This window comes from uncultured Methanobrevibacter sp., from assembly GCF_902769175.1.
Taxonomy (GTDB): domain Archaea; phylum Methanobacteriota; class Methanobacteria; order Methanobacteriales; family Methanobacteriaceae; genus Methanobrevibacter.
This window is the reverse complement of record NZ_CACXNW010000021.1, coordinates 54,262-76,601: the sequence shown is the minus strand read 5'-3', so window position 1 is coordinate 76,601 and position 22,340 is coordinate 54,262. Positions and strand designations below refer to the sequence as shown.

The 22,340-nt window shown below is 32.3% G+C and carries 10 protein-coding genes and 2 pseudogenes; 9 read left to right on the top strand and 3 right to left on the bottom strand.

All coding sequences use genetic code 11. From position 1 onward, the window contains the following. The first annotated feature begins 50 nt into the window (after positions 1-50). The 7 genes and pseudogenes from QZV12_RS08550 (at position 51) to QZV12_RS08525 (ending at position 13,877) form a co-directional block, all read left to right on the top strand. Positions 51-1,412, top strand: a complete 1,362-nt coding sequence (locus QZV12_RS08550) for an Ig-like domain-containing protein (protein WP_295620271.1) — start codon at positions 51-53, stop codon at positions 1,410-1,412. An 805-nt stretch (positions 1,413-2,217) separates the two neighbouring features. Continuing rightward, positions 2,218-5,619 (top strand): DNA polymerase II large subunit, encoded by a 3,402-nt coding sequence (polC, locus tag QZV12_RS08545; protein ID WP_394350731.1) that lies wholly within the window; start codon positions 2,218-2,220, stop codon positions 5,617-5,619. 634 nt (positions 5,620-6,253) lie between these two features. Further along, positions 6,254-8,492, top strand: a pseudogene (nrdD, locus tag QZV12_RS08540) (anaerobic ribonucleoside-triphosphate reductase). A 294-nt stretch (positions 8,493-8,786) separates the two neighbouring features. Then, the gene (gene lysS, locus QZV12_RS08535; RefSeq protein ID WP_295620334.1) at positions 8,787-10,373 is read left to right on the top strand and encodes a lysine--tRNA ligase; all 1,587 of its coding nucleotides are present in this window, start codon (positions 8,787-8,789) and stop codon (positions 10,371-10,373) included. A gap of 352 nt (positions 10,374-10,725) precedes the next feature. Then, on the top strand, positions 10,726-11,430 hold the full coding sequence (locus QZV12_RS08530; protein WP_295620264.1) for a hypothetical protein: 705 nt from the start codon (positions 10,726-10,728) through the stop codon (positions 11,428-11,430). Then, positions 11,400-11,483: pseudogene (locus QZV12_RS13700) on the top strand (hypothetical protein); the annotation flags it as partial. The gene QZV12_RS08530 and the pseudogene QZV12_RS13700, both read left to right, overlap by 31 nt. A gap of 15 nt (positions 11,484-11,498) precedes the next feature. After that, positions 11,499-13,877 (top strand): right-handed parallel beta-helix repeat-containing protein, encoded by a 2,379-nt coding sequence (locus tag QZV12_RS08525; protein WP_295620260.1) that lies wholly within the window; start codon positions 11,499-11,501, stop codon positions 13,875-13,877. Between the two features lie 363 nt (positions 13,878-14,240). On the opposite strand, the gene QZV12_RS08520 is transcribed toward QZV12_RS08525, so the two are convergent. Continuing rightward, positions 14,241-15,101 (bottom strand): hypothetical protein, encoded by an 861-nt coding sequence (locus tag QZV12_RS08520; protein ID WP_295620257.1) that lies wholly within the window; start codon positions 15,099-15,101, stop codon positions 14,241-14,243. Positions 15,102-15,444: 343 nt separating this feature from the next. Next, entirely contained in the window at positions 15,445-17,871 is a 2,427-nt protein-coding gene (locus QZV12_RS08515; protein ID WP_295620253.1) for a hypothetical protein, read from the bottom strand. Positions 17,872-18,692: 821 nt separating this feature from the next. Here QZV12_RS08515 and QZV12_RS08510 point away from each other — a divergent pair. Together QZV12_RS08510 and thiC are read left to right on the top strand one after the other, a co-directional pair. Continuing rightward, the gene (locus QZV12_RS08510; RefSeq protein WP_295620250.1) at positions 18,693-19,613 is read left to right on the top strand and encodes a carbohydrate kinase family protein; all 921 of its coding nucleotides are present in this window, start codon (positions 18,693-18,695) and stop codon (positions 19,611-19,613) included. A 664-nt stretch (positions 19,614-20,277) separates the two neighbouring features. Next, positions 20,278-21,576: a phosphomethylpyrimidine synthase gene (gene thiC / locus QZV12_RS08505; RefSeq protein ID WP_295620247.1), complete on the top strand. Its 1,299-nt coding sequence runs from the start codon at positions 20,278-20,280 to the stop codon at positions 21,574-21,576. A gap of 183 nt (positions 21,577-21,759) precedes the next feature. Here the strand turns inward: thiC and QZV12_RS08500 are convergent, their stop codons facing one another. Continuing rightward, positions 21,760-22,284, bottom strand: a complete 525-nt coding sequence (locus QZV12_RS08500; RefSeq protein ID WP_295620244.1) for a hypothetical protein — start codon at positions 22,282-22,284, stop codon at positions 21,760-21,762. Positions 22,285-22,340 lie beyond the last annotated feature (56 nt).

The following is a 22,340-nucleotide window of genomic DNA, read 5'->3' as shown; positions in this document are numbered from 1 at the left end:
AATGACACATATGAACGATTAAAAAAGCATTGATGAAATATGGGGCTGTAATGGTTCCATATTGTTCAGAAGGTGAATCAAGTCCTTATTTTAACCCTGCAACCGCTGCATTTTATTATGGAAATGACACTTATCCCGATGGTTCTCATCGATTTATGAATCATTTGGTGAGCATTGTTGGATGGGATGACCATTATTCAAAAGAAAACTTTATAATTAAGCCTCCAGCAGATGGAGCATGGATAGTTAAAAATAGTTGGGGAACTGCATTTGGAGATAATGGATACTTCTATATGTCCTATTATGAGCCTTCCATCTTAGATGGTGAAAATGAAGGTTTATTAAATTCTGCTGTGGCATTTAACCTTGAAAACAACATAAGATATAGTGTGAATTATGAGATGGACTTTGGAGATTTATCCGCTTATTTAGAAGACTTCCCATATTACTTTGCTAAATATACTGCCATAGTTGGGGAAAATATAGCTGCAATTGGTACCTACTTCAATGAAAGTGGAATTGAATACGAATTTACCATATATGTTAATGATAAAGAGGTTTATACTCAAAGTGGAGTAAGTGATTTTTCAGGATTTAAAACCATTAAGCTGAATAAATATGTTCCAATCAAAGAGGGAGATGAAATTAGGGTTTTGATGCATAGCAATGGCGTTCCATTGACCGATTTAACAAGACAACATTATCTTGATGACATGTATGGACTAAGCCCTGACGGTGTAGAGGTAACAACATACCCTGGAAAAGTCGTTTCACTAAAGGTCTACACAGATGCCGAGGACAAACCTGAAACTGGTAGACTTGCTACAAACTTAGAATACAAGGATATGGTCACTACTGCTGTTGCTAAAGAGGATGGCAGAGTTGGAAATTATTTTGTATTTACCTTAAAGGATTCCAATGGTAAGCCATTAGCCAATAAGCCAATGCAAATAGGATTCAATGGTGTTGTATACACCTACGAAAAAGATGGTATCTGCACTGATGAAAATGGTGTTGCTAAATTGCAAATCAACCTTGGATACAAAGGAGTCTACACCTTTGCAATATGCTTCCTTGGAGATGATGATTACAATGCATCATTTGCTGTAGCAAAGATCACTGTAAAAGAGCAAACCCCTACTTTAACTGTTCCTAACAAGTCTTACAAGGCAACTGCAAAAACCAAAGCATTAACTGCAACATTCAAAACAGCAAATGGAAAGCCTATAAGCGATAAAATGGTTAAATTTACTCTAAACGGAAAAACCTACTCTGGAAAAACCAATGCAAACGGAGTCGTAACCGTAAATGTAAGCCTAAACAAGAAAGGAACCTACAGTTTTACCGTAAAATACGGAGGAGACAGCACTTTTGCTGCAGTAACAAAAAAAGCAATATTAAAAATTAGTTAATTTTAACTAAATTTTAAGTTAAATAATTTGGTTAAATTATTTGGTTAAATTGTTTGGTTAAATTGTTTGGTTAAATTGTTTGGTTAAATTGTTTAGTTAAAATATTGTAAAATTATTTAGTTAAAATAGTTTGTAAAATTTTTTAGTTAAATTGTTTGGTTAAATTGTTTAGTTAAATTTAGTTAAAATATTGTAAAATTATTTAGTTAAAATGTTAAGCTAAAATATTAAAATAAATATAAAACTTTAAGAAAATTGATGGTTCATATTATCAATTTTCTATTTCTATTTTTTTAATTATTCTTTAAAAATCTCGATTTAAAATTAGAATTCATGTTAGATACGGCTTCTTTTGGATTATTTTTTTTTTCAAATTTTCATTTTCATATTAGTTTTTAATTGCTCTCTTAATATTTTTAAATAAGATAAAACATATAATAATATTAGACAAAATTTGATGAAAATGTTATATTTTATAACTTAATAATCATAGGTTAAAAACACTTTAAACACGATTTAAACCATCATATGATTTTAAATTATGTTTAGGATAAAATGAAGAATTTAAATTATGTTTGGGATTAAACAAAGAATTTAAATCAATTTGGGATTAAACAAAGGATTAAATAATATTTAATATTAAACAAAGAATTTAAATCAATTTGGGATTAAACAAAGGATTAAATAATATTTAATATTAACAAAATGATTTAAGTTATATTTAAGATTAAACAAATAATTTAAAAACAATATATGCAGAACAAAACAAATTTATTAGCTATTAGTGATTATAATGGATGATGGAATGGATTATTTTGAAAGATTGGAAAGTGAAACTCATAAGCTGTATGAGATAGCTAATGAAGCAAGGTCAAAAGGGCTTGATGTTGAGTTGGAAACTGAAATTCCATTGGCAAAGGACTTGGCAGAGAGAGTAGAAGGGCTTGTAGGTCCTGAAGGTATTGCAAAGCGTATCAAGGAATTGGAAAAAGATATGTCAAGGGAGGAGGTTGCATTTGAAATTGCTGCAGAAATTGCATCTCAGGAATCAACTGAAACTGGAGCTAAGCTTGAGGCTGAAAAACAGGCTTTTGCAGATCAAGGCTTAAGAACTGCTTTGGCTATTTTAACAGAAGGGGTTGTAGCAGCTCCTTTGGAAGGTATTTCTGGAGTGAAAATCAAAAGCAATTCTGATGGAAGCAAATATGTTGCAGTATACTTTGCAGGTCCTATTCGTAGTGCAGGAGGTACTGCAGCTGCATTAGCTGTTCTTTTAGGAGATAAGATTCGTGTAGCTACTGGACTTGATAGATTCAAGCCTACTGATGATGAGATTGAAAGATATGTGGAAGAGGTGGAGCTTTACGAATCTGAAGTCACTAACCTTCAATACTCTCCAACTGTTGAAGAGGTTAGGCTTGCTGCAAGAAGCATTCCTGTAGAAGTAAGCGGTGAGCCAACAGATCAGATTGAAGTGTCTCACAGGGATTTGCCTCGTGTAGAAACAAACAACATTAGAGGAGGAGCTCTTCTTGCTATGGTTGAAGGTGTAATTCAGAAATCCAAAAAGATCTTGAAATATGCCCATATCCTTAAGCTGGATAGCTGGGAATTCTTAGCAGAATATGCTAAGGGTGTTGGACCTGCTAAGGAAGAGGAAAGTTCTGATGATAGTGAAGAAGAGGTTGTTCAGGAAATTGATGACAACATCATCGATAAGGACGAGCTCTTTGAACACTCTAAATATGCTCACGATATTATTGGCGGAAGGCCTGTTTTAGGATATCCTTCTGAAAAGGGAGGATTCAGATTAAGGTATGGTCGTTCAAGAAATACCGGTCTTGCGACTATGGGGGTTCACCCTGCAACAATGGAACTTTTAGAGTTCTTGGCTGTTGGAACACAATTGAAGATTGAAAGGCCAGGTAAGGGTAACTGTGTAGTTCCAGTAGATTCCATTGAAGGTCCTACTGTAAAGCTGAAATCAGGAGAAGTCCGCAGATTGGATTCCATTGCAGAGGCAAGAGAAGTCAAGGGAAAGGTTGTTGAGATTCTTTTCTTAGGTGACATGCTTGTTGCATTTGGAGAATTCCTAAGGAATAACCAGCCAATGCTTGGAGCTTGCTGGTGTGAGGAATGGTGGATAGAAACAATAAGGAATTCAGAAAAGTACCAATCATTAAGTGATGGGGAAAAAGAGGCATTGGATTTGAATTCTCTTCAAACAAGGAAGTTTACTGCTGAAGAGGCATTTGATATAACTGAAGAGTACAATGTGCCTTTGCATCCTGAGTATACCTATTATTATAATGACATTTCCATTAAGGATTTGGTTGACTTAAGCCAGTGGCTTGATAGCCGTAGAGATTATCTGGAAACAGTCTATCCAAATGGGGAAGACTTGGAGCTTGATTTGTCTTATCAAAAGAGGATTCTTGAAGTTATGGGTCTTCCACATAAATTGATTGATGGAAAGGTTATCATTGAGAAAAACTATGCTTATGCATTGCTCAAAACCATAAATGTAGATTATTCAAAGTATCTTGCTGATGAGTACTATAAGTTCAAGGTTGTTGACATCATCAATGAAAACATTGACTTTGAAATCAAGGACAAGGCTCCATGCTATATCGGTACAAGGGTGGGCCGTCCTGAAAAATCAAAGGAAAGAATGATGAGACCTGCACCTCATGTCCTTTTCCCTATTGGAAACAATGGTGGAAACAGACGTTTAGTGGCAGAAGCAGCTAAAAAGAAAAAGATTAAAGTGGAATTTGCAAAAAGGGAATGCACTAATCCTGACTGTAATACCAGTTCTTTCCTAGCTATCTGTCCTAATTGTGGAGCTCCTACAACTATAGGGAAGGCAGGCTCTAAAGAAATCAATCTGGCTTACATGCTTTCAAAGGCTTCCAATAATATTGGTGTTCGTAAAGTCGATGAGGTAAAGGGTGTTGTTGGTTTGATTTCTGAAGACAAGCTTCCAGAACCTTTAGAAAAAGGAATATTAAGGGCTAAGAATGAGGTTTACACATTTAAGGAAGGAACCATTCGTCATGACTCTACTGATTTGCCTCTCACCCACTTCATCCCAAGTGAAATAGGGGTAACTGTTCCAAAATTATTGGAAATGGGATATGAGAAGGACTGTTATGGTCAGGATATAGTTAGTGAAGACCAAATTATTGAACTTAAGGTTCAGGATATTGTAGTTTCTGACATTTGCGGTGAATATCTTGTAGATGTAGCTAATTTCGTTGATGATCTGCTTGAGAAGTTTTATGGAATGGACAGGTTCTATAATGTAAGTGATAAGTATGACCTTATCGGACATCTTATTGCAGGTCTTGCTCCCCATACTTCTGCAGGAGTATTAGGCCGTATTGTAGGATTCACAAAGGCTTTAGGCTGTTATGCCCATCCTTATTTCCACTCTGCAAAAAGGAGAAACTGCGACAGTGACGAAGATTCTGTGCTTCTATTGCTGGATGCATTGATAAACTTCTCCAAATCATACTTGCCAAGTACTCGTGGAGGAAGTATGGATGCTCCTTTGGTTTTATCCACTCGTATAGATCCAGAGGAAATCGACGATGAATCCCACAACCTGGACATATTTGAAAGATTCCCATTGGAATTCTTTGAAAGGTCTCAAGAGCCTTTAAAGCCAGCAGAAATGTTAGATTTAGTGGACAATGTAGAAATGCATTTAGGTACTGATAGACAGTATCATGACCTAATGTTTTCCCACCACACTTCCAGTATTCATGCAGGGCCAAAGGTTTGCTTATACAAGCGTTTAGGCTCTATGAAGGAAAAAGTGGAAGCTCAAATCCATTTGGCAGAGCTTATACGTGCTGTTGACCAAAGAGGAGTTGTGGAAGGTGTTCTCTCTTCTCACTTCCTGCCTGATATTATGGGTAACTCAAGGGCTTTCTCCAAGCAAAAGGTCAGATGCCCTAAATGTGGTGCAAAGTATAGGAGAATGCCTCTTACAGGCAAATGCAAATGTGGTGGAGACTTGATTCTAAGTGTATCCAAGGGATCTGTAGTGAAATATCTTGAAATTTCCCAGGACCTTGTAAACAGATACCCTGTATCACATTATCTTGAGCAAAGATTGGAAATTCAGGAATTTGGTATAAATTCATTGTTTGAAAGTGATAAGTCTAAGCAAAGTTCATTGGATGTGTTCTTTGGAAAGTAATTCTTTAAATTGAAAGTGATAAGTCTAAGCAAAGTTCATTGGATGTGTTCTTTGGAAAGTAATTCTTAAAATTTATCATTAATTTCAGAGTTTTTGACTAATGGTAATATGAAATTTGTCATTACTTTAGATTGTATAGCTAATGATGAAAAAATTTGATTTTTTGGAATTATTTTTCATTAGAATTATTTGGATTTATTAAAATCAAGGCAATGATTTTTATTGGATTTTTAATTCCATCCTTTTAATTTTTAAGTATTTTCCTTAATTTTTAAGTTTAAATAAGGATTGTTATTTTGCCTTATTTTTTAATTTAGAAAAGTTTTAAGTATTTTTTTAATAGTCATAATTGATACTATAATTATTGTTCGCATAAAAACGAATGATTTATATACATCTTATGACATATATTATTTCGTGAAGTAACTAACTTTTTGTTAAGTTACTAACTTTCGTATAATATCGAACAGATTTTATACATGTAAAAACATATTATTTAGTAATCAATTGAATATTTAATCTAATAAAAATTTGGTGCAAATTTTAGGGTTTATAATTATTGATTCATTTATCATTACTTGCTTACTCTTACTTTAATAATGACGGGTTTGTGAGATTTTTTAGAGGTGTTAAAGTGGAAAAAGTTGAAAATATTGAAAACGATATCCAAAGGGCCAAGATCACTGTTAAAAAGAACAACGGTGTCTCTGAGCCATTTAGTTATGAAAAATTGTTGAAGTCTTTAGTTATGGTGGAAGCTCCAATCGGTGAATATGAAAATATTCTCTCAACTGTTGTTGCAAACTTATACGATGGAATCACCACTAAAGAAATCAAAAAAATTGTTTACGAATGTTTAGAATGTGTAGATTCTGAAGCAGCTAACAAATACTTAGCTAAAAATACTTTAAAAGTACGTTCTTCAAGAGATAAAATTGAACCATTCGACATGGCTAAAATTGCAAGCACTTTAGTTGAGGAAACCGGTGCTTCCCAAGAAACTGCTTTTGAAATAGCTACTGAAGTTTGGAAAGAACTTAAAAAACTCAATGTAGAATACCTTACTGCTCCTATGATTAGGGAAATCGTAAACACAAAACTTGTTGAATATGGATTAGAAGATTTAAGAAGCAGATACACTCGTTTAGGTATTCCTGTTTACAACATCACTTCCTTAATTGAAAGCGGTTCAAGAGACAATGCAAACATGATGCATAACCCAGAATCCATTCACAAGTATGTTGCTGATGAAGCATTAAAACAATATGCACTCTTACACATGTTGCCAGCTCATTTGGCAGATGCACACATGTCTGGTGACATTCACATTCACGACTTGGAGTTCTTCGCAGGAAGACCATTAAACTGTCTCCAACATGATATAAGGGCATTCATTAAATATGGTCTTAAAGTGGACGGTACCGGTGACCACACTTCCGTTGCTGCACCTCCTTCCCATATGGAAACATTAATGAACCATACCGGAGAAATCATGTTAGCAGCACAGCAAAACATGTCTGGTGGACAAGCTATGTCCTTATGGAACGTATTTGTTGCACCATTTGCAACTGGCAGATCTTATGAGGAAGTAAAACAATCCATTCAAATGTTGGTCTACAACTTAAACATGGCTTACGCTGCAAGAGGTTCTCAAGTTCCATTTACAAGTATGCAATTAGAATTCGGAGTTCCAAAATTCTTGCAGGACGTAACTGCATACGGTCCAAGAGGGGAAGTTGTAGGAACTTACTCCGACTTTGAAGATGAAACCAGAATGATCCAAAAGGCATTTACTGAAATCTTGCTTGAAGGAGATTCTGAAGGCAAACCTCACTTATTCCCAAATACCATTTACACATTACGTGAAGAAACCTTAAAAGGTGACTATGACGATGACATCCGTTTAGTTCACGAACTTTCTGCAAAATACGGTTCATCCTACTTCGTAAACATGTTGCCTAAATACAGAGGTCAAATGGCTAACTATATGGGATGCAGAACCTGTCTCCAAGACACCTGGACAGGTAATTGGGAACAAGACTGTTTAAGAACCGGTAACTTAGCTTACGTAACCTTAAACTTACCAAGAATCGGATACCAATCCAGAAATGAAAATGATGTATTCGAATACTTAGACAACTATATGGATTTAGCTGTTGAAACTTTAATGATCAGAAGAAACCAAGGTCTTAACTGTTTAAACAACTTTGACATCTTGCCATTCTTAAATCAGGATGTTGACGGTGAAACCTACTACAGAATTCAAAACTCAACCTTATCCTTCGGTTTCTGTGGTCTTAATGAAATGTTGCTTGCATTATTCGATGAAGGTATCGACAATCCTGATGCAAACAAATTCGGTATCAAATGTTTAGAATACATCAATGCAAGAGCAAAAGCATTGCAAGAAGAAACTGGACTCAGATGGTCTGTATTGCAAACCCCTGCTGAATCCACTGCATACAGATTCGCAACCTTAGACAAAGAGCAATTCGGAAACAAAGCAATCTTACAAGGTGACAACGGAGCTAACTACTACACTAACTCCTCACATGTACCTGTAAACTCTGACATTTCCTTTGCTGATAAGGTTAAGATTGAAGGACAATACCACAAGCTAACCCCTGGTGGACACATATTCCATGCATTCATGGGTGAGTCCTACTCTGATCCTGATGCATTAATGAGCTTAACCAATAAGATTGCAAGAAAATCTGACATTGGTTTCTGGGCTTACAGTTCAGCATTCTGTAGAATGGTATGACAGAATTACTGGTTACGTACAACAAGTAGGTCACGCTAAATCTGCAAACGGTGGTTGGAACGCAGGTAAACGTCAAGAATTAATTGACAGACGCAGATTTGAACAATAAGCTTAAATTTCAGTAGAATCTTCCTACTAATTTATCTTATTATTTTTATTTTTTTAATACTATTTTTTAACATAATTTTTGTGTTAAAAAAAAAAAACATTCGGGCTTATGCCCAAATTTTCCACTTAATAGGATTCTTTAATTAGAATCCTATTAACATCTTTATTTTGCTGTTTTTTATTTTCAATATATTTTCAAAAGTTTTCTATCATTTCATTTCCCTTATTTTTGTAATTAGTTTTTTATAATATGATAAATAAAATATTATTATAATAAATTATTAAGATATTTAATATCGAAATTAGGATTGAAAGAATCGCTGATGAATTAAATGAAATGGATGTAGAAAAACATGTCATAGCAAGTGGTACATCTATATCAGGTTCTATACATATTGGAAATTCATGTGACGTATTCATAGCAAATGCTATTGGAAAGGCATTACGTGAATTGGGAAATGATGCAGAAACCATCTGGATTGCAGATGACCATGACCCTTTAAGAAAAGTTCCTTTCCCACTTCCTGAATCTTATGATAAGTACCTTGGTATGCCTTACTCTATGATACCTTGTCCTGAAGGATGCTGTAAAAACTTTGTAGAACACTTTGAAAAACCATTATTCAATGTTCTTGACGCTTATGGTATTGAAATAACCCCTAAATCAGGATTTGACATGTACAAAAATGGAGATTATCTTGATTATATTAGGCTTTCCCTTGAAAAGCACAATGAAATCAAAGCTATTTTTGATGAATACAGAAGAGAGCCATTAGCAGACCATTGGTTACCTTATAACCCTATCTGTGATGAATGTGGTAGAGTAAACACTACAGAAGCTTATGATTTTGATGGAGACATCATCAAATACAGATGTGAATGTGGTCACGATGGTGAAATGGACATCAAGTCAGGTAATGGTAAGCTTACTTGGAGAGTTGAATGGGCAGCAAGATGGAAAATCTTTGGAACCACTTGTGAACCATTTGGAAAGGACCATGCAGCAGCTGGTGGATCTTATGATGTAAGTAGCGTAATCTCTGAAGAGATCTTTGATTACCCTGCACCATATCCAGTTCCATATGAATGGATTACATTAGATGGTGAAGCAATGAGTAAGTCTCATGGTGTATTCTTCACTCCAGAGCAATGGTTGGAAATCGGACCTGCTGAAAGTCTTAACTACTACTTATTCAGAAGCAAACCAATGAAATCCAAAGACTTCTCTCCAAAAATGCCATGGTTAGACTTTATGGACACCTTTGATAAGGTGGAAAAAGTATTCTATGATGAAGAGGAAGCACCATCTGAAAAAGAAGGCAAAAAATTCAAAAGCATCTATAAGATGGCTCAAATCAATGCAGATGCTCCATTGCCATTTAGACCTCCTTTCAGATTCTTGGTTAACGCTTATCAAATCGTTGGAGAAAAAGACCTTGAAAGAATCTTTGGCATTTTGAAAAAGAATTCCCAATTAAGCAAAAGCTTTGAAGATAAGGAATTTGCAGACTTGACTGAACTTGAAGTAGAGCAATATGGAGAAAGAGTGGATAATGTTATCGCTTGGTTAGATAAATACGCTCCTAAATTCGTCAAGTTCCAAGTTCAATATGATTCCATACCAAACTTGCCTCTTCCAGATGAACAAGTTGCTTTCCTAAAGGACTTGGCAGATTTAATGGAAGAAAAAGAGTTTTCATCTGCAGAAGAATTGCATGATGCTATGTATGAAGTTTTAGAAAGCCATGGATTAAAACCGCAAAAGGCTTTCCAAGCTATTTACAAAATGATTCTTGGTCAAAAGCAAGGTCCTAGAGCAGCTTCATTCTTGCTCTCATTAGATAAGGACTTTGTTGTTAAAAGGTTAAGACAAGAAGCTTAACTCAAGCTTTTTGACCTTCGGTTGAAAACCTTGACCAAAATATTTTCACTGGTTGGGAAAAATATCCCTTTCTTTTCTATTATTTTATTACTCTTTTCTTTTTATTTCTTTATTCTTTTTATTTTTCTATTCTTTTTATTTCTTTTTATTCTTCTATTCTTTTTACTTCTCTATTCTTTTTATTTCTTTTTATTATTTTATTTTGTGCTTTATTTTATTAATTGCATATTATTTGTCCTTATTTTCTTATTTAAAGATGTAAGTAAGCACTTACATTCGATTATCTTTATATATTTTCTTTTTCATATTATGATATAAGTCCATTTAATTAAGAAAAGTGGGATGATTTTTAATGAGAAAAACTTTATTTATTTTACTATGTTTATTTGTTTCTATTGTAGCTGTTAGCTGTGTTTCAGCAGCTGACATGAATGATAGTGCTGTAACTTATTTGTCTGATTCAGATAAATATTTAGATGTTGAAGATACTGTTTCTATGTCAGATTCTGGCAATTCTGATATTAAAAGACATTTGATGGAACTTCCAGGAGGTTATGAATCTAAAAAATCAGAAGTTTCTGATGAATCAAATGATGAAATCGATTTGTCTGATGCTGGTTCTGATCTTTCCGTTAAAAACGATACTTCTTCTGTTGAATCTAATGGCACTGTAAGAAAAGCTCCTCCTATTTCTTCTGATAGGATTGTTATTGAATTGAAGAATAGTACTTCTTTTGTTGATGTTGGTGTTTATCAAAAGAAAGGCTCTTTAAAAGATCTTCAATCATTAGTGGATAATGCTATGGATGGTTCAACTGTACATTTGGATTGCGATTATTATGGGGTGAAAAATTCAAAGGTCATCCTAAATAAAAATTTAACCATTGATGGTCATGGCCACACTATAAATTGTAATAAGGCTGACAAGTGTTTTGCTTTCTATTCCACAAAAGGAAATGTTGTATTGAAGAACCTTAACATAAAGAATGGTCACAACAATGATAATAAGAAAGGCGGTGCAATCTTATTGGAGGATCTGCTTCATACACTCTCGTAAACTGTAACTTCACCGACAATTGGGCTGAAGACTATGGTGGGGCAATATATAATGATGCACCTAACGATTTGATCATTAAAAACTGTTGCTTTAGAAAAAACAGCATTAGTGATGATAAGGGTGGTGCCATTTATTCAAAAGGTAAAGTGTGTGTTGAAGACTCTACATTTGACTCTAATAAGGCTAATGTTGATGGTGGAGCTATATTCTGTGAAAATGATGTAAATGTGACTCGTTGCTTATTTAAAAACAACAAAGCTGAAGGTGCAATTTTGCTTCAGTGTTATGGTGGTGCTATACGTTCTTATCAAAATGTCTGGATTAATAATTCCACCTTTGAAAAAAATACAGCAGCAGATTATGGTGGAGCGGTATATGCTAAAAACATTTATGTAAACAAATCCTTTGATCCAATCCAAAATCTAACTACTGTTTCTCATTTCTACAACAATTCTGCAAAAGACAATGATGGCGGTGCATTGTACTCTGAAGAGGACACTATAGCATATACTGCAAGATTTGAGTATAATGAGGCCTATGATGATGGTGGAGCAATATGCTGTAAGAATACATGGGTACACAATTGTTTGTTTTGCTACAATGCATCAAAGGGAGCACATTTTTCAAAGTGTAAAGGTGGATCAATATTTGCAAAAGGTGATATCCACCTGGATGATACAAGTTATTATAATAATCTTGAAGATTATTTACAAAGTTCTATCGTTTTCGGTGGATTTTGGTGTAATGGTAAGTTGTATGTTTTAGGTACATTCAGGACCCTTCAATCTTTGGTGGATGATGCTAAGGTTGGTTCAACTTTATATTTGCGTTCTGATTATTATGGTGGGGAAAATTCTAAGGTTACAGTGAACAAGAATTTAACCATTGACGGTCAGGGTCATACTATAGATTGTTTATGTTTCCCTAACTGTTATGCATTCTATTCAACAAAAGGAAATGTTGTATTAAAGAACCTTAACATTAATAATGGTCGCAACAATGATAATAAGAGGGGTGGTGCAATCTATATTGGTGGATCTGCTTCATACACTCTCATAAACTGTAACTTCACCAACAATAGGGCTGAGGATTATGGTGGTGCAATCTGTAATGATGCAACTAACGATTTAGTTTTAAAGAATTGCTTGTTTAAGGATAACTGGGTTCGTGATGATAATGGTGGTGCCATTTATTCAAAAGGTAAAGTCTATGCTGAAGACAGTATATTTGATACCAATAGTGCTGATCTTGATGGTGGAGCCATATCCTGTGAAAAGGATGTGAATGTAACCCATTGTATATTCAAGTCCAATATGGCAGGATATGGACTATTTTATCAATGTCGTGGTGGGGCTATACGTTCTAAGCAAAATGTCCATATTATTAATTCCACTTTTGAAAATAATCTAGCTGCAGATTATGGTGGAGCGGTATATGCTAAAAACATTTATGTAAATGCAATATTTGATTCACTCGACAATCCGGGTAATTTCTCTCATTTCTACAATAATACTGCAAAAGATAATAATGGTGGTGCATTGGGTGCTGATAATGACATTATAATAGCTTATACAATTTTTAAGAATAATAATGCAAATGATAATGGTGGAGCAATCTATAATGATGCAACTAAAAATTTAGTTTTAAAGAATTGCTTATTTAGAAAAAACAGTGTTAGTGATGAAAATGGTGGTGCCATTTCTTCAAAAGGTAAAGTGTGTGTTGAAGACTCTACATTTGACTCCAATAATGCTAATGTTGATGGTGGAGCAATATTCTGTGAAAATGATGTAAATGTGACCCGTTGTTTATTCAAATACAATAATGCAGAAGGTGCAAAAATGCATCAATGTTATGGCGGTGCTATATGTTCTAAGGAAACTGTATGGATTAATAATTCAACCTTTGAATTAAATGAGGCAGCAGATTATGGTGGAGCTGTATATGCTAAGCATATTTATGTAAGGTCATCATTTGATCCAATATTAAATCTAACTACTGTTTCTCATTTCAATGCCAATTCTGCAAAGGATAATGATGGTGGTGCATTGTACTGCGAAAATGATGCTAAAATAGATTCTGCAATATTTGAATATAATTATGCAAATGAAGATGGTGGAGCAATATGCTGTAATAATGTAAGTTTAAGAAATTGTCTCTTTTATCAAAATGTAGCAACTGGAACACACTTTTCAGCATGTGAAGGTGGAGCAGTATTTGCAAAAGAGGATGTTCACTTAATGGATAATAATACATTTGGCAACAATTGTACAGGAACTGGTGGAGCAATTTCTTGCGATATGTTATATTTCCATGAGCCATCCGTTAACTTCTCGGGTAATGGTTGGGCTGATAGAAATCCAATTGTTGTTCATACTTGCCATTATAAGGGTATTGAGTTCAACAAAGATTTGGATGTTGATGGAAATTATACTTTTGAATTTTAAATTTTTATTATTTGGGGTTTCTTGAAAACCCTTTTAAAATTTTATTTTTAATCATTTATAGTGATTTTAAGAAATTTTGTCATATATTGTTTATAATAAATATCTAGAATTAGGTAATGACTATAAACACTTCTTTTTTTAATTTTTAATTTCTGCCAAAACTATAAAAATTATTTCATTTTGGCGAACACTCTGAATGATTATTTAAAATAAGATATTTTGATTATTAAAAAACAGATATTTTGTCTAAGGAATTAGTTTTTTTAGAAAGAGGCTTATTTTATAAATAAAAATGTTTTAAAAAAAAGAAAAGATGATTAATTAATAATTAAAATTTAATTAATAATTAATCTAAATTGACAATTATCTGCCTCTTAGTTTGCTGAAGAAACCTTTGCTGGATTCTTCTTTAAGCTGTTCAGATAATTGGTTGTATTTATGTTTAAGAGAGTTGATTTCCTTATCCTTACCGTTTAAGGTAGTGCTTAACTTATCATAATCTCTCTTTTTATTATCTAATTTGCCGTTAAGGTCTTTTATTTCCGCTTCTAATTTAGCGATTCTTCCTCCAACTCCGGATTTTTCTTCTTCATATGCTGCTGCATTAGCTTTTATTTTAGCGTTAAGTTCAGCGGATTCCGCTTTGAGTTTAGGAATTAAGTTTTCTTTCAAGTCAGCAATTTCAGAGTCTTTGTCTTTTAATTGGCCTTGTTTCTTTTGGATTTCTTTTTCCTTATTGTCAATTACTCTGTCTTTTGCATCTAACTCTTTATTCAAGTCGCTAATTTCTTGTTTAAGTTCATCTATCATTGATTTTTCTTCTTCAGATAAATCATCGATAGCATCTAAGTCAACTTCATTTTCTTTAGCTTTTTCCTCAAGTTCAACAACTATTTTTTCAATTTCTTCAAGTCTTACTTTTGCAAGCTGAAGGCCTGCACCTTTTTTAGCTACACTTTCACTTAAGTCTGCATTGATTTCCAATTGATCAAAGTATTTTTTTGTACTGGTTTCCAATGCATCAGTAAGTTCTGCCTTAAGTGCTTTTAATTGCTTGTTTTCTTTCTTCAATTCAGGAATGACTTCATTGGTTAAATGATTTAATTCATTTGCCTGATTTTTAAGTTTTTCATCTTTTTCAGCTAATTGGCTTTTTAAAGTTTCAATTTCTTCTTCGGAAATAAAAATCACCATCCGATACTTTTTAATTATCCAAAAACTCATTGAATCTTCAGATAACTAATCTTTTTTCTTAAATTTCGTATACAATTTAATTTAACCATTAATGTCTTAACAGCTAAATATCATTCAATGTTAATCATTTTTTTAAAATTTTTAAAAAAATAACTATACATATAATTTGATAATTTTATATTAATAAGTTTTCATATATAATACTTAATATCCTAACTTAATATTGTTGTAATAAAAAAATGTTTTTTCTACTCAAATTCATTGTATAAAAATAGATTTTTGTGGCTACTTATCTTGTAAATCAAACTCAAGTATGTGACCACCTTGTTTTTATTAAAAAAATATATTTGGATTTTATTTGCTGTAAAACAGCTTATTTAATAACTTTTATCCTATGGGTAAAGACATTAGCTCCATAAAGTCTAGTTGATTTAAAGCTTGCTTTTATGGTATAAAGTCCTAACTTAACATTTATCTTAAGCTTAGCCAATCCTTTAGAGTTAGTTGTTCTAGTGTATGTTTTTCCTCTAAATCTCAATTTGACTTTTGTCTTTTTTATTGCCTTTCCGTTTTTATCTTTAAACAGGACATTTAAGTATGATTTTCTTTGGACTTTCCTGTTTTTTATCACGACTTTTGCAGATTTCACATAAACCTTAATGCTTTTTGAGGAACTTAAGTAGCAGTTGTCTCCATTAAATGTTAGTTTGGCACTGTATGTTCCTACCTTATGGTTTATGGTAAATGTTGCAATTCCATTTTTGTTTGTTGTCCTATAGTAGTTTTTACCCTTAATGGTCAGTTTAATCTTTTTAGATGCCAAAGCTTTCTTATTGTTGTCTTGTAGCTTTACAGACAATTGGGTTCCGTTCTTATAATATTTTATAAGATTTTTTGCAACAATTGATATATTGTTTTTCAATACAGTTATCTTGACTGATTTTTCCTTGTTCTTATAGTCGGTATCTATAAAGCTTACTTTAACATTATATGTTCCAGGATACAATCCAATGACAAATTTAGCGATTCCATCTATATTTGTTTGAGCGCTGTAGGTTTTTCCGGAGATGATTAGATTAACTGTTTTATTGCAGATTCCTAAATTGTCCTCATCAGTTAACTTAACTTCCAGATCCTTATTTTCCTTATAGTGTTTATTCAAATCATTTACTGTAAGGTTTGCTTCGCTTTTCTCTTTAACATCTATTTTCAATGTTTGATTGTTTATTTTAGCATAAACTGTTTTGGTATTTGCATCAGGAAGGTAATTTATGCTTGCGCTTCCATTGACTAAAGTCACTTCTTTTATTGTTTTTCCCAAATTGTTGTAGAACTTAACAGTCAAAGGCAAATTGATGTCCTTGTCATAGTCATATGTTTCCTTTGTTTCGTTGTCGAAATAATGCTTTAGATTCACATTCAATATATTAGTGTTTTCACGGTCAATCATGCCATTGCTTGAAGTGAATTCCATTACAAGCCATCTGCTTGCATTTATTTTCCATGATTCGTATTTGTCGCTATGAGGTGAATAATAGTAAGGGATTATTTCATTTTGTCTCCACCAGCAATAAAGAACACTTGCATTGTCATCTAAAGCTATGTCTCCATATATTTTTCCTCCTTGCTCCAATACTATGACATTGTCAACAATAGCACAGTTTTCCATTTTAAGTTCAGTGTCTGGGAAATTGTTTGATACTGCACCATGTGCCCCTACTTGATTTCTTTCAAATATGGTGTTGTAGACTTCAGTAACAACATGCTGTCCGCTTGGAGGTGCAAGAAGTGCTGCTGCATAGAATCTGGATTTTCCGCCACTGAATATGCTGTTGTTTATTATCATGTAATTATGGTTGCTGATTGCTCCACCTGTATAATTTGTGGTTTGATTTATAAAGCTGCAGTTGTTTATTGTTGCATTTGCCAAATTGAGAATTGCACCTGCAGAATAGATTGCATAGTTCATTAGGAATAGGGTGTTGCTGATATTTGCAGTTCCTCCACATGCAACAGCTCCCCCCACTCCCTTTTCAGCGATTATATGATTTTCAGTAAAGCAGGACTTATCAATAGTGGTTATTCCTGCAGAGTATATTCCTCCACCATATTGGAGGGCAGAGTTATTTATAAGGTTTGAACTGATGATGTTTAGCTTTCCAAGATTATTGTAAATTGCTCCACCATTTAGGCTTGCATAGGAATCCTTAATTGTACAATTGATTAATGTCAATTCTCCTTCATCGTTGTAAATGGATCCTCCAAGGCCATCATTTCCCTCACTTGTAAAGTTTCCATTGATTAGGATCAATCCAATAAGTGTTAATTTTGCATTGGATTTCAAAATAAATATCCTATCCCTATTTTTAGCGTCAAGAGTGGTCTTATCCTTTTCCCCTTGGATTGTCAATACCTTATCTATAGTCATGTTCATTGCTTCAAAGCTTCCTTCTGATAAGTGAATGTTTGATTCATTAGCGCTGTTTTCGATTCCATGTTTAATTGTTCCATAAGGTTTTTCAGCACTTCCATCTCCAGTTGAATCATCACCATCTGCAGAGATATAAATATCGGCATTTCCATCATTTGATTCTTCTAAAGCGTTTCTTAAATCTTCATTCAAATTTAAATCTTCAATATTTTGATTATTATCGATATTATTAACTATATTATCATTAGTATATTGGTTAATATTGTCATCAGATAATTCTAATGCATTAATTGGTGATATAAGACCTAAAATAAGTAGTAATAATGATAATATGATTAAAATATTAGTAATTCTCTTAATATTTTTCATATAATCTTCCTCATTTTAAAATTAATTTATCAATATATATGTATATATATATATATATATTTAATTTCATGTCGTAATATAATTTTATTTTAAAATTTAATGATTATATATTTTTCTTTTTAAATTTTGTTTATGATTTTATTTTTAGGTAAGTTCTAAAATTTTGTTTAGAGCTTTTAGTTTTTTTAGATATTTCTTTTTAAATTTTGTTTATGATTTTATTTTTAGGTAAGTTCTAAAATTTTGTTTAGAGCTTTTAGTTTTTTTAGATATTTTATCAGCATTGAAAATTTTTTAAAATATTTCTTTTCAAATGCTATCGCAAGTTAAAATTATTATAAAAATAAAACATTTATTACTTAATATTTTTTCAAAATTGATGGATTTTTTAAAAAATTTTTTTAAAATTTATTTTTTTCAATCCATAGGTTTTTCTATTTTTTCTTTAAAAAATTAATGGAAATTCCAAAAAAATATTATTTTTCAGGTGGGAAAATTATAGGTTTTTATTGAATTTTTTAACATAACATGTGTTAATAAAAATCATTAAATATGGTGAAGTCCTAAAATAATATTGGTACTAATTTTAGAAAAAATATTCTAATTCGATAATATTTAAGCTTGAAATTTTCTATATTTTAAAGTTCTAAATATTATTTATTTGATTAATAAGAGGATTTATGTATTTATTGAGATAAATACGGACTATATCTAATCTTATTTTACCTGAAAATCATTAATTAAGTTTATTTGCTATACTTTTTTATTGATTTTTCATTAACAGTTAACAGTTAAAAACAAGAGAAAAAAGGTTGATTTATTTGAGTATTAAAAAAGATATTTTAGCAGTTGGACATACTGCATTAGATTATATCATTACGGTTGATGAGTTTCCTAAAGCCAACAACTCCGCACCTATGAAAACCATGAAAAACTTGAATGGTGGTGTTGCAGCAAATGTTGCTATGATTGGTGCAACATTAGGAATGAAAACCGGTTTGATTTCTGCTGTAGGATGTGAATTCATAGACTCCCATTATCATAAGAACATGCAGAAGTTAGGTGTTGACACTGAAGCATTAATCATTTCTCAGGAAGAAAACACTCCTACTGCATTTGTTATGACCAATAGCAATCAGGATCAAATCAGTTATTTCTATTGGGGAGCTGCAAAGGAGTTCCATGACAGCGAAGTCCCAAGGGATAAGGTAAAGGAATTCAAAGCGGTTCATTTGGCTACTGGAGATCCTCATTTCAATTGCAAGACAGGAATTGTTGCTAAGGAAGAGGAAAGATTGGTTTCCTTTGATCCAGGTCAAGACCTTGGAATGTACAGTCCTAAAAAATTGAAGGAAGTCATCGCCAATGTAAATATATTATTTGGAAACCATCATGAAATTAAAAGGATTCAGGATTCCTTAAGTGTTGACATCAATGGATTAATGGAAATGGGTCCTGAAATTGTTTTAATGACTTGCGGTAAGGAAGGCAGCCATATATACAGTGTTGATGATGGCAAATTTGAAATAGAGTCTATTTACAGACCTGCTGTAGACCCTACTGGTGCAGGAGACTCTTATAAAGCAGGATTTATATCCCAATTCATTAACGGCGCTTCATTGGAAGAGTCTGCTAAATTTGCTTCTTCAGTTTCATCATTTGTTGTTGAAAAGCAAGGATGCCAAACAAATATGCCTACTCATGATGAAGCATATAATAGAATGGTTGAATTCTATAAATAAGTTATTTTCTTTTGGAATTATTGATTTTTATCTAAATTCCATTTCTACTTTTTTTCTTTTTTTAAATCTTTATTCGGTTGAATTATTCTTTTTTTTTAATCTTTATTTGGTTAGCATTATCCTTTTTTTTAAATCTTTTTCTATAATTTAATTGTTTATCTAATTTTATCATTTTTATTTGTTCTTTAGGTTTTAGATGCTTTTTTTTTATTGGTTTTTATTATCTCTTTTTTTTAAATTTTCATATATAATTTACTTGTTAATCTATTTTAATTATCCTTATTTTTTCTTTAGATTTCATATGCTTTTTAAGGAAAATTAAAAAAACTTAAAATTTAATAAAATGTATTTGATAAAACTCAAAGCTATTTGAAAAAAAGCCCTTAGAATGCTTATTTTCTTGAATAAAGCTCTAAAAAAATAGATAGATTTATATTATATTAGTATGTAAAATAAGAATATAAAATCAATCAAAATAGAATTAAATTAAATTTTACTTTAATAAAATATATTTGAATTTAAATTAATCATTCCTCAACATGATTTATACAAATTGAGTGATTCTAAGAACTTGATTTTATTTTATTCATTCATATTATTGTTTTTTAATAATAATTGAATTATATTAATCTAGCATTATCAAAACTAAATGGAGATAAACTAAATGACACAAATTAGTGATGCAAAAAAAGGCATATTAACTGAAGAAATGAAACATGTAGCTAAGATTGAAAATGTTTCAGAAGATTTTATCTTAAGATCTGTTGCAAATGGTACCATTGTAATACCAAGCAATGTGAACAGAGACATTGAAGCATCTGGTATTGGTGCTGGACTTAGAACAAAAGTAAATGCAACAGTAGGAACTTCCACTGATATTGTAAACTTTGATGAAGAAGTATACAAGGCACAAGTCGCTATTGACCATGGTGCAGACTGTTTAATGGAATTAAGTATTGGCGGAGACTTGGATGTTATCAGAAACAGAGTATTGGACATGTCTCCACTTCCTGTAGGTTCTGTACCTGTTTACCAAGCAGCTATTGAAAGCATTAGAGAACATGGTTCTGTTATTTACATGGATGAAGATGACTTATTCAATACCATTGAAAAACAAGCAAAAGACGGTATTGACTTTATGGCTGTTCACAGTAGTATCAACATTGAAACATTAACCAGACTTAAAAGACAAGGTAGAGTAACTGGCCTCGTCTCTCGTGGAGGATCATTCATGTCTGGTTGGATTGTAGAAAATGAAAAGGAAAATCCATTATATGCTAACTTTGATTATGTCTTGGAAATTGCAAAGGAACATGATGTAGTTCTTTCCCTTGCAAATGGTATGAGAGCAGGATCCATTGCTGATTCAACTGATAGGGCTCAAATCCAAGAATTGATTATTTTAGGAGAACTTATTGACAGATCCCGTGATGCTGGAGTACAATGTATGATTGAAGGACCAGGTCATATTCCTATCAATGAGATTCCAACAAATGTAATGATTCAAAAGAAAATGTGTTCCAACGCTCCTTTCTATATGTTAGGACCTATTGTATGTGACGTAGCACCTGGTTATGACCACATAGTATCTGCAATTGGTGCTGCATCTTCTGCAAAAGCTGGAGCAGACTTCATCTGTTATGTAACTCCTGCAGAGCATTTAGCTCTTCCATCTCCTGAAGATGTAAAAGAAGGTGTAATTGCAACTAGAATCGGTGCATATGCTGGTGACTTAGCAAGCGGTCAAATCGACGGTTCACAAGACCTTGCTATGGCTGAAGCAAGAAAGAAATTAGATTGGGAAGCTCAATACGAATGTGCAATGTTCCCAGAAGCTGCACGTGCAAAAAGAGATGAAAGACCTCCTGAAGAAGAGGACACTTGTACCATGTGCGGTAACTATTGTGCTGTAAAAATAGTAAATCAATGGTTAGACCAATCTGATTCTGATTTAATCAAATAACCACCAAACTTTTTCTCGCCTTCGGCTCGTAAAAGTTTGATCAAAATATTTCCACTTGTTGGGAGTATTTGATCTTTTTTCTTTTTTTTAATTATTTTATTATTTTTATGTTTTTTTAGATAATTTATTTAATGAATCCTATTGAAATATCATTCCCAAATTACATTGGAATCTAAAAAACAATTAATAATAAACACCTTCTGTTACATTTGCTATTTTTTTGATAAGTTCTCTTTCTTTTCCATCATATGGGCAGATTTCAAGGAAGAAATATTCCTCTTTTTTGAATAAAAAATTTTCAAAATCCTCATATTTTTCATTATATTCAGTTAAATCTTTTTTATTGAGTTTTAATTCTAGTTTTAAACTTAAAAAGTCATCAAATTTTTTACAAAGTTCTTCAATTAATGGAAAATGTTGTATTGATAATTCTTTTTTCTTTAAGATATGCTCGCTTATTTCAATGATTGTTAAAAAATCCAAAAATTCCTTATTTTTGAATAATGGATTTCTTTCAAGTGAATTGCTAATTTCTTCCATAAGACATAAAATCTTTTTTGCTCCTTTTTCATACTTTGAATGTTCATACTTTGTTTTTAGTTCAATGCATTTTTCTTTGATTGCATTAAACGCTCTTTTAAGAAAATTTTTTGTTTCCATTATCTCATTTGGGTTTAAGTTTTGCATTGTATCTTCATAGGTTTCCATCATTTTTCACCTCTTTTCTCTTTATTTGTCTTTAAATTAACTTTATGTTATTTTAT

Excerpts from the sequence above, each read along its gene's own strand:
- QZV12_RS08550 (WP_295620271.1), top strand. The coding sequence starts at position 51 with ATGGTTCCATATTGTTCAGAAGGTGAATCAAGTCCTTATTTTAACCCT.
- polC (WP_394350731.1), top strand. The coding sequence starts at position 2,218 with ATGGATTATTTTGAAAGATTGGAAAGTGAAACTCATAAGCTGTATGAG.
- QZV12_RS08530 (WP_295620264.1), top strand. The coding sequence starts at position 10,726 with ATGAGAAAAACTTTATTTATTTTACTATGTTTATTTGTTTCTATTGTA.
- QZV12_RS08520 (WP_295620257.1), bottom strand. The coding sequence starts at position 15,101 with ATGAGTTTTTGGATAATTAAAAAGTATCGGATGGTGATTTTTATTTCC.
- QZV12_RS08515 (WP_295620253.1), bottom strand. The coding sequence starts at position 17,871 with ATGAAAAATATTAAGAGAATTACTAATATTTTAATCATATTATCATTA.
- thiC (WP_295620247.1), top strand. The coding sequence starts at position 20,278 with ATGACACAAATTAGTGATGCAAAAAAAGGCATATTAACTGAAGAAATG.
- QZV12_RS08500 (WP_295620244.1), bottom strand. The coding sequence starts at position 22,284 with ATGGAAACCTATGAAGATACAATGCAAAACTTAAACCCAAATGAGATA.